13 protein-coding genes and 1 pseudogene are annotated in these 14,150 nt (G+C 59.4%); 3 read left to right on the top strand and 11 right to left on the bottom strand.

Annotated features, from left to right (window positions below):
- Window positions 1-49 precede the first annotated feature (49 nt).
- From HBN61_RS01415 to gcl, 3 genes are all read right to left on the bottom strand, one after another.
- A complete protein-coding gene (locus HBN61_RS01415; RefSeq protein WP_094992242.1) occupies window positions 50-940 on the bottom strand; it encodes a 2-hydroxy-3-oxopropionate reductase in 891 nt (296 codons plus the stop codon).
- A 90-nt stretch (window positions 941-1,030) separates the two neighbouring features.
- Window positions 1,031-1,813 (bottom strand): hydroxypyruvate isomerase, encoded by a 783-nt coding sequence (hyi, locus tag HBN61_RS01410; protein WP_094992241.1) that lies wholly within the window; start codon window positions 1,811-1,813, stop codon window positions 1,031-1,033.
- Between the two features lie 59 nt (window positions 1,814-1,872).
- Window positions 1,873-3,648, bottom strand: a complete 1,776-nt coding sequence (gcl, locus tag HBN61_RS01405) for a glyoxylate carboligase (protein ID WP_169963484.1) — start codon at window positions 3,646-3,648, stop codon at window positions 1,873-1,875.
- Between the two features lie 267 nt (window positions 3,649-3,915).
- Here gcl and HBN61_RS01400 point away from each other — a divergent pair, with 267 nt between their 5' ends.
- Window positions 3,916-4,356 carry a GlcG/HbpS family heme-binding protein gene (locus HBN61_RS01400; protein WP_094992239.1) on the top strand — a complete coding sequence of 147 codons (441 nt, stop codon included), beginning with the start codon at window positions 3,916-3,918 and terminating at the stop codon, window positions 4,354-4,356.
- Between the two features lie 56 nt (window positions 4,357-4,412).
- On the opposite strand, the gene HBN61_RS01395 is transcribed toward HBN61_RS01400, so the two are convergent.
- The gene (locus HBN61_RS01395) at window positions 4,413-5,018 is read right to left on the bottom strand and encodes a TetR/AcrR family transcriptional regulator (protein WP_094992238.1); all 606 of its coding nucleotides are present in this window, start codon (window positions 5,016-5,018) and stop codon (window positions 4,413-4,415) included.
- Between the two features lie 132 nt (window positions 5,019-5,150).
- On the opposite strand from HBN61_RS01395, the gene HBN61_RS01390 reads away from it, so the two are divergent.
- Window positions 5,151-6,092 carry a DUF808 domain-containing protein gene (locus HBN61_RS01390; RefSeq protein WP_170046019.1) on the top strand — a complete coding sequence of 314 codons (942 nt, stop codon included), beginning with the start codon at window positions 5,151-5,153 and terminating at the stop codon, window positions 6,090-6,092.
- A 3-nt stretch (window positions 6,093-6,095) separates the two neighbouring features.
- Here the strand turns inward: HBN61_RS01390 and HBN61_RS22880 are convergent, their stop codons facing one another.
- The 3 genes and pseudogenes from HBN61_RS22880 to HBN61_RS01380 form a co-directional block, all read right to left on the bottom strand.
- Window positions 6,096-6,458 carry a CZB domain-containing protein gene (locus HBN61_RS22880; RefSeq protein WP_262373485.1) on the bottom strand — a complete coding sequence of 121 codons (363 nt, stop codon included), beginning with the start codon at window positions 6,456-6,458 and terminating at the stop codon, window positions 6,096-6,098.
- A gap of 30 nt (window positions 6,459-6,488) precedes the next feature.
- Window positions 6,489-6,767: pseudogene (locus HBN61_RS22875) on the bottom strand (methyl-accepting chemotaxis protein); the annotation flags it as partial.
- 562 nt (window positions 6,768-7,329) lie between these two features.
- Window positions 7,330-8,535 carry an MFS transporter gene (locus HBN61_RS01380; RefSeq protein WP_169963480.1) on the bottom strand — a complete coding sequence of 402 codons (1,206 nt, stop codon included), beginning with the start codon at window positions 8,533-8,535 and terminating at the stop codon, window positions 7,330-7,332.
- Between the two features lie 157 nt (window positions 8,536-8,692).
- On the opposite strand from HBN61_RS01380, the gene HBN61_RS01375 reads away from it, so the two are divergent.
- Window positions 8,693-9,292: a TetR/AcrR family transcriptional regulator gene (locus tag HBN61_RS01375; RefSeq protein ID WP_094994618.1), complete on the top strand. Its 600-nt coding sequence runs from the start codon at window positions 8,693-8,695 to the stop codon at window positions 9,290-9,292.
- Between the two features lie 21 nt (window positions 9,293-9,313).
- On the opposite strand, the gene HBN61_RS01370 is transcribed toward HBN61_RS01375, so the two are convergent.
- The 4 genes from HBN61_RS01370 to HBN61_RS01355 form a co-directional block, all read right to left on the bottom strand.
- Window positions 9,314-10,099 carry an outer membrane protein OmpK gene (locus tag HBN61_RS01370; RefSeq protein ID WP_094994619.1) on the bottom strand — a complete coding sequence of 262 codons (786 nt, stop codon included), beginning with the start codon at window positions 10,097-10,099 and terminating at the stop codon, window positions 9,314-9,316.
- 346 nt (window positions 10,100-10,445) lie between these two features.
- Window positions 10,446-11,231, bottom strand: a complete 786-nt coding sequence (locus tag HBN61_RS01365) for an outer membrane protein OmpK (protein WP_170046017.1) — start codon at window positions 11,229-11,231, stop codon at window positions 10,446-10,448.
- Between the two features lie 91 nt (window positions 11,232-11,322).
- On the bottom strand, window positions 11,323-12,687 hold the full coding sequence (locus HBN61_RS01360) for a nucleobase:cation symporter-2 family protein (RefSeq protein WP_094994621.1): 1,365 nt from the start codon (window positions 12,685-12,687) through the stop codon (window positions 11,323-11,325).
- A gap of 156 nt (window positions 12,688-12,843) precedes the next feature.
- On the bottom strand, window positions 12,844-14,133 hold the full coding sequence (locus tag HBN61_RS01355; RefSeq protein WP_094994622.1) for a urate hydroxylase PuuD: 1,290 nt from the start codon (window positions 14,131-14,133) through the stop codon (window positions 12,844-12,846).
- Window positions 14,134-14,150: the final 17 nt, after the last annotated feature.

Here is a 14,150-nt window from a genome sequence, read left to right as displayed (position 1 = left end):
AGAGGTGTGCAGCCGCCGCAGGGGGCGGGCGGCGGCTACAGGGGTGGCGTTACTGCTCGCGGATCGAGAAGTTGGCCATGTGTTCCAGGCCTTTGATCAGCGCCGAGTGATCCCAGTTGCTGCCACCGATGGCAGCGCAGGTGCTGAACACTTGCTGTGCGTTGGCCGTGTTGGGCAAGTTGATCCCCAGCTCGCGGGCGCCTGCCAGGGCCAGGTTCAGGTCCTTCTGGTGCAGGCTGATGCGGAAGCCAGGATCGAAGGTGCCTTTGATCATGCGTTCGCCGTGTACTTCGAGGATTTTGGAAGACGCAAAGCCGCCCATCAGTGCCTCACGGACCTTGGCCGGGTCTGCACCATTTTTGGCGGCAAACACCAGCGCTTCAGCGACGGCCTGAATGTTCAGGGCCACGATGATCTGGTTGGCCACTTTGGCGGTCTGGCCGTCGCCATTGCCACCCACCAGGGTGATGTTTTTGCCCATGTTTTGCAGCAGGGGCAGGGCGCGCTGGAAGATCTGCTCCTGACCGCCGACCATGATGCTCAGGGTGCCCGCTTTGGCCCCGACTTCACCGCCAGAGACGGGTGCGTCCAGGTAGTACGCGCCTTTGGCAGTGATTTTTTCAGCGAACGCTTTGGTCGCGGTCGGCGAGATCGAACTCATGTCGATCACCACTTTATTCGGGCTCAGGCCTGCCGCGATCCCGTCTTCGCGGAACAGTACGTCTTCCACCTGTGGGGTGTCCGGCACCATGACGATGATGAATTCGGCTTCCTGGGCCACTTCTTTCGGGCTGGCCAGGGCGATGGCGCCTGCAGCCACCAGGTCGGCGGGGGCCGCGCCGTGGTGGGTCGACAGGAACAGGCTGTGGCCAGCCTTTTGCAGGTTGCTGGCCATGGGCGAACCCATGATGCCGGTGCCGATAAATCCGATTTTAGCCATGACAAATCCTCTTGTTTTTATTGGATAAACAGCCGTAGTCGCTGCTGTGGGCTGGCAAGGGGTGTGCAGCAGCCCGTGATACCGAAAGCCTTACACCGCGTTATGCGTCTTGAGCCAGCCCAGCCCGGCTTCGGTGCTGGTTAACGGCTTGTATTCGCAGCCAACCCAGCCTTGATAGCCGATGCGGTCAAGGTGTTCGAACAGGAAGCGGTAGTTGATTTCGCCGGTGCCCGGTTCGTGGCGGCCCGGGTTATCGGCCAATTGGATGTGGTTGATCTGCGGCAGGTGCGTTTGCAGGGTGCGCGCCAAATCACCTTCCATGATTTGCATGTGGTAGATGTCGTATTGCAGGAACAGGTTGGCGCTGCCGACCTTCTCCTGAATGGCCAGCGCCTGACGCGTGTTGTTGAGGTAGAAGCCGGGGATGTCGCGGGTGTTGATGGCTTCCATCACCAGTTTGATGCCCACCGCGTGCAGTTTTTCGGCGGCGTATTTGAGGTTGCTGACGAAGGTTTTTTCAATCAGTGCCTCGTCTATGCCCTGTGGGCGAATGCCTGCCAGGCAGTTGATTTGGTCGTTACCCAGTACTTGGGCGTAGGCGATGGCCAGATCGACCCCGGCGCGAAATTCTTCGACACGGTCCGGCAGGCAGGCAATCCCGCGCTCGCCTTTGGCCCAGTCGCCCGCGGGCAGGTTGAACAGCACCTGGGTCAGTTTGTTGGCATCCAGTTGGGCCTTGATTTCGGCAGAGCTGTAGTCGTACGGAAACAGGTATTCAACGCCGTGGAAACCAGCGTTGGCAGCCGCTTGAAAACGGACAAGAAAATCCTGTTCGGTGAACAGCATGGACAGGTTGGCGGCAAAACGCGGCATGGCGGACTCCTGCAATTTTGGTGTCCCCTCTCCCCGTGGGAGAGGGGCAAGGCTTAACGTTAATCGAGCATCGAAATAGCGGTCGGGGCGTCGTTGCCCACCAGTGCCAGGTCTTCGAACTCGTTCACGGCGTTGATTTCGGTGCCCATGGAAATGTTGGTCACGCGTTCGAGAATAATCTCAACCACCACCGGTACGCGGAACTCTTTGATCATTTCTTGCGCCTGGCGCAGCGCCGGCTGGATCTGGCCCGGCTCGAACACACGCAGCGCCTTGCAGCCCAAACCTTCGGCCACGGCCACATGGTCAACGCCATAACCGTTCAGTTCCGGTGCATTGAGGTTGTCGAACGACAGCTGCACGCAGTAATCCATTTCAAAGCCGCGCTGTGCCTGACGGATCAAGCCCAGGTACGAGTTGTTCACGACTACGTGGATGTAAGGCAGGTTGAACTGCGCGCCCACGGCCAGCTCTTCGATCATGAACTGGAAGTCATAGTCGCCGGAGAGCGCCACGACGTTGCGGTTCGGGTCAGCCTTGACCACGCCCAGCGCAGCCGGAATGGTCCAGCCGAGCGGGCCAGCCTGACCGCAGTTGATCCAGTGGCGCGGCTTGTAGACGTGCAGGAATTGCGCACCGGCAATCTGCGACAAACCGATGGTGCTGACGTAGCAAGTGTCTTTGCCAAATACCTGGTTCATCTCTTCATACACGCGCTGCGGCTTGACCGGCACGTTGTCGAAGTGGGTCTTGCGGTGCAGGGTGGCTTTGCGTTGCTGGCAGTCTTGCAGCCATGCGCTGCGGTTTTTCAGTTTGCCGGCGGCTTTCCACTCGCGGGCTACTTCAAGGAACACGTTGAGGGCTAAACCGGCGTCGGAAACAATGCCCAGATCCGGGGTAAAGACGCGCCCGATTTGCGTCGGCTCGATGTCCACGTGAATGAAGCGGCGGCCTTCGGTGTAGACCTCGACCGAACCGGTGTGGCGGTTGGCCCAACGGTTACCGATGCCCAGCACCACGTCGGATTTGAGCAGGGTCGCGTTGCCGTAGCGGTGCGAGGTTTGCAAGCCGACCATGCCCACCATCAGCGGGTGATCGTCAGCAATCGAGCCCCAGCCCATCAGGGTCGGAATGACCGGAATGCCGGTCAGCTCAGCGAACTCCACCAGCAGTGCGCTGGCGTCGGCATTGATGACGCCGCCGCCGCTGACCAACAGCGGGCGCTCGGCCTGATCGAGCATGGCCAACGCCTTTTCGACCTGCACGCGGGTAGCGCTCGGCTTGGCCAGTGGCAGCGGTTCGTAGGCGTCGATGTCGAACTCGATCTCGGCCATTTGCACATCAAATGGCAGGTCGATCAGCACCGGGCCGGGGCGCCCGGAGCGCATTTCGTAAAAGGCTTTCTGGAAGGCATATGGCACTTGGCCCGGTTCCAGCACGGTGGTTGCCCACTTGGTCACGGGTTTGACGATGCTGGTGATGTCGACCGCCTGGAAATCTTCTTTGTGCATACGGGCGCGGGGGGCCTGACCGGTGATGCACAAAATCGGGATCGAATCGGCCGAGGCGCTGTATAGACCGGTGACCATGTCAGTGCCCGCAGGGCCTGACGTGCCGATGCACACGCCGATATTGCCGGCCTTGGTACGGGTGTAACCCTCGGCCATGTGCGAGGCGCCTTCCACGTGGCGAGCAAGTACGTGATCGATGCCGCCGACCTTTTGCAGGGCCGAGTACAGCGGATTGATGGCGGCGCCCGGGATACCGAATGCGGTATCGACACCTTCGCGACGCATCACCAGAACGGCGGCTTCGATTGCTCTCATTTTGCTCATTGCTTTGTGCCTCTTACGTTTTGTAATTGTATACAAGTGGCTGTGGGCTGAGTGTATTCATCCGCCCCGGTGCAGGTCAATGGCTTTTGTTCAATCAATTGTTGATAGACCGACACCCTTGTATTAGGCAGGTTTAGAGATTTTTAAGGGGAAAGCCGCCAAATAATTGTATACAAGATGAATATTTATTGTGTTCTATTGGTGTTGTCGAGACGTCTTCCAAGACGCCCTAAAGGCTTTCCAATAACAAGACGAAGGACGGCAACCATGAGTGCGTTAACTTTGAAACTGGCGTTAAACCTAGCCACCCAGGCCCTTGCGGCCGGGCGTCAGATCGCGGCTGCGCCGCTGGCGGTGGCGGTGCTTGATGGCGGTGGACATCTGGTGGCGTTGCAACGTGAAGACGGCGCGAGCCTGCTTCGCCCCAGTATTGCCATTGGCAAAGCTTGGGGCGCAATCGCCCTGGGCAAAGGTTCGCGCCTGTTGGCGCTGGATGCGCAGCAGCGGCCAGCGTTTTTTGCGGCACTCAATGGCATGGGCAAAAGTGATGTTGTGCCCGCGCCGGGTGGCGTGTTGATACGCGACGAGCACGGGCAGGTAATTGGCGCGATGGGGATCAGCGGCGATACATCGGACATTGATGAGCAATGCGCGATCAGCGCCATCGAGGCGCAAGGCTTGCGGGCAGATGCAGGGGTGGTGGTCTGACCGGCGTTGTGTAATGGCTGGCGCAGCCTGCGCCAGCCATTAAGGACTGAGCGGTATTAGTCGGGCGTACAGCCTTTGAGCACCAAGCGAATGATGGTCCGGGTCGCCGCCTCGTAGTCGCCGTCGTCGAGTTTGGCTTTGCCGGTGATGGCGGAAATCTGCCAGTCGAAGTCAGCGTAAGTCTGGGTGGCGGCCCATATGCTGAACATCAGGTGGTGCGGGTCGATGGGGGCGATCTGGCCCCGGTCGATCCAGATCTGGATGCATTCGATGTTGTGTTTGGCCTGGGCATTGAGCAACTCGACCTGTTTTTCACTCAGGTGCGGAGCGCCGTGCATGATTTCGCTGGCGAACACCTTGGAGGCAAACGGCAGGTCGCGCGAGATCATGATCTTCGAGCGGATGTAATTGCTCAGGACTTCGTTCGGTTCACCGTCGGCATTGAACGGGGTCGAGGCCCGCAGAATAGGGTCGATGATGCTTTCGAGGACCTCGCGGTAGAGGTTTTCTTTGGATTTGAAGTAGTAATACACATTGGGCTTGGGCACGCCTGCCTTGGCCGCGATGTCGCTGGTTTTGCTGGCGGCGAAACCCTTGTCAGCGAATTCTTCGCTGGCGGCGCGCAAAATCAGCTCTTTATTACGTTCGCGGATGCTGCTCATAAACCCGTATTTCCTTGCCTGCTGGGGCGGTCGGGCATGGTAGCACCGGGCTTGCAAGCGGCTCAAGATTGCCGCTTGAGGGGTGCCACGCGTTATGCTTGACGTCATTCAATTCACAAGGGACTGACACCCATGGCAGGCAGCAGTTTGCTGATGTTGCTCGACGACATCGCCGCCGTACTCGATGACGTTGCGCTGATGACAAAAATGGCCGCCAAAAAGACCGCCGGGGTGCTGGGCGATGACCTGGCATTGAACGCGCAGCAAGTCTCCGGCGTGCGGGCTGAACGGGAATTGCCGGTGGTGTGGGCAGTCGCCAAGGGCTCGTTTCGCAACAAGCTGATTCTGGTGCCCGCTGCGCTGGCGATCAGCGCGTTTGCGCCGTGGGCCGTGACGCCGTTGTTGATGGTCGGCGGCGCCTATTTGTGCTTTGAAGGCTTTGAAAAACTGGCGCACAAGTTCTTGCACAGCAAGGACGCCGATCATCAAGCACGTGCGGCCTTGTCTGACGCCGTGGCCAACCCCGATATCGACTTGGCGGCGTTCGAGAAAGACAAAATCAAAGGCGCGATACGCACCGACTTCATCCTCTCGGCGGAAATTATCGCAATCACCCTGGGCACCGTGGCGGACGCGCCGTTGATGCAACAAGTGGTGGTGTTGTCCGGGATTGCCATTGTGATGACGGTCGGGGTGTATGGCGTCGTGGCCGGTATCGTGAAGATGGATGACGGCGGTTTGTACCTGACCCAAAAGACCGGGGAGGGCAGTTGGCCGCGTTTTCAGCGCAGTTTCGGCCAAGGGGTGTTGAATGCCGCACCGTACATGATGAAAGCGCTGACGGTGATTGGCACGGCCGCGATGTTCATGGTCGGTGGCGGGATACTGGTGCACGGGGTGCCGCTGTTGCATCACTGGGTTGAAAGCGTGGCCCTGAGCAGTGCGCCGTTTGTAGGGCCGCTGTCGGTTATCGTGCCAACCCTGCTTAACGCCGTGGCCGGCATCCTGGCCGGCGCGGTGGTGTTGGCGGGTGTGACGGCGGCCAGTGCAGTATGGCGCGCCATCAAGGGCTGAGGATCAGTGGCTGAGGTTGTCGAGCAGGGCGCTGACGTTCAGGCTGGCGCTTTCCATGTCGTTGATCTCCAGCAGCACCTGGCTCCAGTTTTTCTCCTGAGCCGCGTGCAGGGCGTTGTGCGCGGTTTCATGCACAATCCGGTGCGGCTCGTTGAGTTGCTGGAAGTCGCGGTTGTCGCCATAGCGCGCCTGGGTTTCAGGCGCCAGGTACCATTTGCCGAGGCGGCATGTGGTGTGGGTCGACAGGTGCAGGTTCTCGTCCTGTTTGAACAGGCGCTGGTAGACCATCAATTTGAACAGCAAGTGATCGAGCTTCACCGACTCGCAGAACGAGCGCAGGGCGATGCCTTCAATCAACTGGCCCATGTGTTCGCCCAGGGTCATCATCTCGTCGAGGGTTTCGGCCGAGCGCGACACATCGCCTGACAACCGCGAGGCTTCATCCGACAGCACGCCAATGGCGTTGCTCGCGGCTTCGGTCTCCTGGTTGATGCTCGACACCAACTGGCTGATTTCCTGGGTTGCGCCGTTGGTGCGTTGGGCCAGGGCGCGCACTTCGTCAGCGACCACGGCAAAACCACGGCCCTGTTCTCCGGCGCGCGCGGCTTCAATGGCGGCATTGAGGGCCAGCAGGTTGGTCTGGTCGGAAACGGCCTTGATCAGCTCGACAATGCGGCTGATTTCCCCGACTCGCTGGCGCAGCACGCCGACGCTTTCGACGCTGCTGACACCCTGATCGGCCATATGCCCCAGCGAACTGGAAAAGCCGGCCAGCAGGGCCGAGGTTTGCGCAAACACGTTGCTGTTGTCGCGCAAATGAACGACTTCGCCTTGCAGGCTTTCGGCCTGGGCTACCACGCCATCGCGGGTTTTTTGCAAGGATTCGTCAAAACGCTCCAGCTTGCTGTGCAAGTCTTGTTGGTAGCGTTCGTAGTGTTCCAGCACTTGCTGCTGGTCGTGGTCTTGAATCACCTGTGCACGCAGGGCTTGAACCTCCTGTTCAAGGGCCTGTTTATCCTGCTCTAACGCATTGAGTTGCGTTTCAAGGTTGGCGCAGCGTTGGCGCCATCGGCGGTTGAACATCCGTTTGTACTCCCGAGGCTTGAGACAGAGCGTCTGATAAAAAAATACAGCACCCTGTTTATCGGCCGTTTGGGGGTAAACATAATAGCCACAGTAAACGCATTGTCTTTGTTGAATCGATGCGCCTGGCAGCGCGCAGGCGCATCGGTGTGTATCAGGCCAGACGGGCACCCTGCGGCACGGTGCTGTTGCTGAGCAGGCGATAGCCCAACACGGCGAACACCAGCACCCCGCATCCCGCCCCCAACGACACTGCGAACCCGGCTTGCGCCCCGTAAGCGTCAATCACCCAGCCGCCGAGTACGGCCCCCAGCGCAACACCGATGCCGAGCCCGGTAATCATCCACGTCAGGCCCTCGGTGAGCTTGGCGGCAGGTACGATGTTTTCCACCAGCCCCATGGCCGTGATAAGCGTCGGGGCGAAAAACAGCCCGGCGACAAACATGGCAGCGGCCAGCGTGGCGATGCTATTCACCCACATCAGCGGCAGCACGGTGATCGCGGTGGCCAGGGCGCCGATCAGGAACTGTCTGGGCAGCGGCATCTTCAGTTTCAGTGTGCCGAAAACCAGCCCTACCACGCAGGAACCCAAGGCATAGACCGAGAGCACGATACTCGCAGCGGCGGGCTGACCCTGTTGTTGGGCGAAGGCGACACTGACCACGTCCACCGTTCCGACAATGGTGCCCATGCCCAGCAGTACCATCAGCAAAATCACCACGGCGCCCTGACGCAGCACGGTGCCACGCTGTTCAGTGCTGCGTGGGTGAACCGGCGGTTCGGTGCTGCGTTGCAACACAAACGTGGTCACGCCGATGGCCAGTAGCAGGGCAGCGGCCAATGGCCCGGCCTGAGGGAAGACTGCGACGCTCAGGCCAACGGAAATCGGCGGGCCAATGATGAAACTGACCTCGTCGAGCACCGACTCCAGTGAAAACGCCGTGTGCAGTTTGGGCGAACCCCGGTACAGCTCGGTCCAGCGCGCCCGCACCATGGCCGGCATGCTGGGGATGAAGCCTGCCAACGCGGCAAACACGAACAGCGTCCAGTCGGGCGTACCCAAGTGGCTGCACAGCAGCAGGGCCAGCAGCGAACTGACGCCCACCGCCGTGACGCCAGGCAACACGCGGCGTTGACCATAGCGGTCAACCCAGCGGGAAATCTGCGGGGCGATCAATGCCATCGCCAGGGCAAACGTCGCGGCCACGGCACCCGCCAGCCAATACGATCCGCGCAGTTGCGCCAGCAACGTGATGATGCCGATCCCGGTCATGGAAATCGGCATGCGTGCGATCAGGCCCGCGGCGCAAAAGGCCAAGCTGCCGGGGGCGCGGAAAATCTCGCGATAAGGGTTAGCCATACACGCTCCGAAACAAAAGTGAGCCGCGTGTTCCTGCCCGCTGCTTGATGCAGCGGCACTGTAGACATCTGACATACGCGGCGTATGCAGAAATATACGCATACGTGACGTATGTCAATTAACATACGCGGCGTATCTAAAAATGCAGGAGGCCGACATGGCGCCCAAAGCGCGTTCACAAATGATAGAAGAAACCCGCAACAAGTTACTGGAGGCGGCACGCCAGGCCTTCGGCGCAGTGGGGTACGCGCAAACATCGATGGATGAACTGACGGCCTCGGCAGGGTTGACCCGCGGTGCGCTTTATCACCACTTTGGTGACAAAAAGGGGCTGTTGCAGGCGGTTGTGCAGCAGATCGACGCTGAACTGGACGCGCAATTGGCAACAACGTATGAGCAGGCGGCCAGTCCGTGGGAAGGCTTCAGGGGGCGCTGCCGGGTGTTTCTGGAAATGGCCACGCAAATCGAGGTGCAACGCATCATGTTGCGCGATGCACCCTCGGTGCTGGGCTCGGAATACTTGCAGAGTAGCCAGTCGGCGTGCAGCGCATCGCTGGCGGCGATGTTGCGCGACCTGATGGACACCCACGTGATTCAACACACTGACCCTGAAGCGCTGGCGCGTTTGATTCAGGGTGGGTTGATGGATGCATCGTTCTGGATCGCGGCCGATCAGCAACCGCCGCAGCGCCTGACCTCGGCGCTGGACAGTCTTGACTTGATGTTGCGCGGGGTATTGCGGGCGCCTCAGCCGTGAGGGCAGGCTGAGGCCCGTGTATTAGAAGTGGTACTTGACCAACAGGCTGGCAGTGTCTTGGTTGGTTTTGAATGAACCGCTGTCTTCGATGCCGTACTTGTTCTTCCAGTAGTCGTACTCGATACCGACGTACAGCTGTTTGGCGCCCCAGTTCAACGCTTTGCCCAGGTCGTATTTGACCTGCGGGTTGAAGTGCAGGTTGGCGTGGTAGGTGCCGCGCGAATTCTGGTCGTTGTCGACCACCCAGTCCATGTAGCCGTCGATCACCACATCGGAATTGCCCAGCGGCAGGGTGTAGGACCATACCGGGGTGATCTGCCATACGCCCTTGCCGGGCCGATTGCCTTCGGGGAAGCGTTGGTAGAAGTTCAGCTGGAAATAGTCGAAGCCCGGCACATTGAGGTCGAAGCCCGGGCCGATCAGGTAAGCCTCGGTGTCGCCTTCGCCGTACTCATACGTCATGGCCAGCAAAACATCTTTGATCGGGCCGAACTCAAACTTCTGGTCGAAGATTTTGCCGAAGGACAAGCGTGGCGTGAACTCGCCGTAATAGGTGTTCGGGCCGACGTTGCCGTCTTCCTTGCCGTTATAAAAGATACGGTCGAGGAAAAAGAAGTTATCGCCGTACTTCCAGCTGTCTGCGTGTTCGAACGTCAGGGTTTGTTGAATCGACGGATTGACCTGAAAGTTCTTGCCCCACAAGTAAGTCAGGCTGTTGGTCTGCCATTGCAACAGGTCGCCGGCAACGGCCGGGGCCCCGCCCAGCAAGCTCCCCGCGAGCATCAGGCCGGTCAGTGTGCGCTTCATTCGGTTGCTCCAAAAAATAAGTGTTCCGCAGTGAATGGAACGCAGTGCTCGGTGTTGGCACTTTGGTTCCGTGTTTAAAAGTTGGCTCTTCGGTCAACTTTATTAGCCTGAGCAAGTCTTGGGCCACGCCTGACAATTGGCCAAGGAAAATCCCTCGGCTGCTATGGGCAGTTGAGTCCTAAGTTGCGTAACTACTTGATCTTACTGAATAAAGTTGGCTTTAAAGTCAGCTTCGAAACAGCGCCCTTATGTGAGCGCGGCGCAGAATACTGGCTCTGCCTGCGGTACTCAAGCGTTGCGTCACCACCGTTGGGCGGACGGTGACGCAATGTGCACTGAAAAGGCGCTAGAAGTGGAACTTGATCAGGGCACTGGCGGTGTTTTGGTTGGTGTCCAGGCGGCTGCTGTTCTCAATCCCGTATTTGTTCTTCCAGTAGCTGTATTCGAGCCCGACATACAGCTGCTTCTCCCCGATATTCAGCGCTTTGCCCAGGTCGTATTTCACCTGCGGGTTGAAATGCAGGTTGGCGTGGTAGGTGCCGCGTGAATTGCGGTCATTGTCGACCACCCAGTCCATGTACCCGTCGATCAGCACGTTGGAGCGGCCGGCGGGGATGGTGTAGGAAAACGACGGCGTGATCTGCCATACGCCTGTACCCGGCCGTGGGCCTTCGGTGTGGCGCCGATAGAAGTTCAGGGTGAAATAGTTGAAGCCGGGCACGGCCAGGTCGAATCCGGGGCCGATCAGGTAGGCCTCGCTGTCGCCTTCGCCATACTCATAGGTCATGGCCAGCAACACGTCCTTGATCGGGCCGAACGCCAGCGTGCGGTCGAGGATCTTGCCGAATGACAGGCGCGGGCTGAACTCGCCGTAATAGGTGTGCGGGCCTTTGTTGCGGTCGGGTTTACCGTTGTAAAAGATGCGGTCGACGAACAGAAAGTTATCGCCGTACTTCCATTTGTCTGCGTGTTCAAAGGTCACGGTTTGCTGGATGGACGGGTTAATCGCAAAGTTCTTGCCGTAGAGGTAAGTGAGGCTGTTGGTTTGCCACAGGAACACATCCCCGGCCATGACCTGACCGGCAACCAATAACCCACCCGCGAGCGTAGCGCCCCAGTGTATGCACTTCATGAGTAACTCCTTTTTTATTATTTTTGCAGAGCTCAAGCCCTTCACCCTGAGCGTCTGCGGCATAGAAACGCTCAGGGTGAAGGTGGGTACATCAATGCTGGTGCACGTGGCCACTCAAGGCAGCGCGCTCGGCGCCGCCCAGCACGTTGAACAGCAAGTTGAGGCAGACCGCGCTGACGGCGGCCATGGCGATACCGCTGTGGGTAATAGGACCCATCCACAACGGCAAGTGGGCGAAGAACTCGGGACGGACCACGGGGATCAGGCCCATGCCGATGCTCACGGCCACCAGCAACTGGTTGCGGCGGTCAGCGATGTCGGCTTCCTGAAGGATCTTGATACCCGTTGCGGCGACCATGCCGAACATGGCAATTGCCGCGCCACCCAGTACAGCAGGGGGGATCGACGCCACCAGAAAGGCTGCTTTGGGCAGCAGGCTCAAGGTAATCAGGAACGCGCCGGCCATGATGGTCACCGATCGGCAGCGCACCCCGGTCATTTGCACCAGGCCGATGTTTTGGGCGAAGGAAGAGTGGGTGAAGGTGTTGAAGAAACCGGCGATAAACGAAGCGCCCGCGTCACACAGCAAGCCGCGACGCAACATGCGCGGGGTGACTTCCTGACCGGTGATTTTGCCCAGTGCCAAAAACATCCCGGTGGACTCAACGAAGATGATCACCACCACCAGGCACATGGAGAGAATGGGTGCCAGATGAAACTCGGGCATGCCGAAATGCAGGGGCGTTACCACTTGGAACCACGGCGCGTTGCCAATACCGGTCAGGTCGACCATGCCGATAGCACCCGACAATACATAACCCAGCGCCATGCCGATCAGCACCGAGATATTGACCCAGAACCCGCGCATAAAACGGTTGATCAACAAGATCGTGCCCAGTACCAGCGCGGCGATGCACAGAAACACCGGCGAACCGAATTGCGCGGCAGCACTGCCGCCACCGGCCCAGTTCACGGCGACCGGGAACAGCGACAAACCAATCGATGTGATCACGGTGCCTGTCACCAGTGGCGGGAAGAACCGCACCACTTTGGACATGAACGGCGCGATGACCATGCCGAAGAAGCCCGCCGCAATGGTGGCCCCGAAGATGCCGGTCATGCCAATCCCCGGCATCCCCGCCATGGCCACCATACTGCCGACGGCCGCAAAACTGGCCCCCATCATCACGGGCATTCGGATGCCCATGGGGCCGATGCCCAGCGATTGAACAATGGTTGCGATCCCCGCCACCAACAGGTCGGCGTTGATCAGAAACGCAATTTCTTCACGACTCAGGCCCGCAGCTTGTCCGATGATCAGGGGCACGGCGACAGCGCCACCGTACATCAGCAACACGTGCTGCAAACCCACCAGAATCAACTGTAACAACGGCAGCCGCTGGATGGGCGGCGGGGCGGTCACGGCGGGTATGCGCGGTTCGGTTAGATCGGACATGCAACACCTCGGTCATTTTTATTGTTGTGAACTAGTGGTGTGGTTTTGTAGCCGCTACCGAAGACTGCGACAGACCCGACAGACTGCAAAACGCATCGGATCGGGCACCCGTCAAGGGCGGTCGCAGCCTTAGGTAGCGGCCACAAAGTGTGTGTATCAGTTAGTTTGGGCTCCTGTGTTAATCCAGGAACCGATGAGTTCACGCTCTTGCTGGGTCATTTGCGTAATGTTGCCCAGCGGCATGATTTGACTGGCGACAGCCTGTGCCTGAATGCGCGGTGCCATGAGCTTGATCTGTTGCGCGGTGTCAAACATCACCCCGGCAGGCGCTGCGCTGAACAGCGGGCTGGTGGGTTTGGAGGAGTGACACACGGTGCAGCGCTCTTGAATCACGGCATGCACTTGTTCGAAGTCAACTGTGGCAACCGGGGTAGCCGGGGCAGCGGGTGCAGTGACCGGTGCCGGGGTGGCGTCGGGCTTGGCACCGCTGACAGCGGTTTCCGGAATCGGTTGGTACTTGATGACCTTGGCGGTTTCAGGGGCTGTCGGCGCCGTGTTCGGGCCGGTGACATACGCCAGGCAGATCATGCCCAATGCGGCGACCGGCAAGGTCCAGGCATATTTATGGCTGTCGTGGCGGGTGTTGAAGTAGTGACGAACCAACACGGCCAGCACCGCGATACCGGCCAGAATCAACCAGTTGTACTGGCTGCCATAGGTGCTCGGGAAGTGGTTGCTGATCATGATGAACAGCACGGGCAAGGTGAAGTAGTTGTTATGACGCGAACGCAGCAAGCCTTTGGCCGGCAGGGCCGGATCGGGGGTGCGGCCTTCCTTGATCGCGGCCACCAGTGCACGTTGGGCCGGCATGATGATGCGGAACACGTTACCCACCATGATGGTGCCGATGATGGCGCCCACGTGCAGGTACGCGCCACGGCCACTGAACACCTTGCTCAGGCCGTACGCCGCCGCTACCAGCAGCACGAACAGGATGAAACCGAGCAACGCCGGGCGTTTGCCGAGGGCGGAGTCGCACAGAAAGTCGTAAACAAACCAGCCGGCAATCAACGAGCCGATACCGATGGCCACCGCTTCAGGCCCGCTCAGGGTGCTGCCGGGGGCGATCAGGTACAACGCCGGGTTGAAGTAAAACACCAGGCAAAGCAGGGCGATCCCTGACATCCAGGTGAAATAGGCTTCCCATTTAAACCAGTGCAGGTTTTCCGGCATGGAGGGTGGCGCCAGCTTGTATTTTTCGAGGTGATAGATACCGCCGCCGTGGATGGCCCATAAGTCGCCGGACAGGCCGTCCTTGGGGTTGTTGCGGTTAAGGTTGTTTTCCAGCCATACAAAGTAAAACGACGCACCGATCCAGGCCACGCCCGTAATCATATGAATCCAGCGCACGCTCAGATTCAGCCATTCCATCAAATGTGCTTCCACAGTCTTTACCTCTACCC

Origin of the sequence: Pseudomonas sp. WS 5071 (assembly GCF_012985765.1) — a bacterium.
GTDB lineage: Bacteria > Pseudomonadota > Gammaproteobacteria > Pseudomonadales > Pseudomonadaceae > Aquipseudomonas > Aquipseudomonas lundensis_A.
The sequence above is the reverse complement of the archived record's forward strand: the minus strand, read 5'-3'. Positions and strand labels throughout refer to the sequence as shown.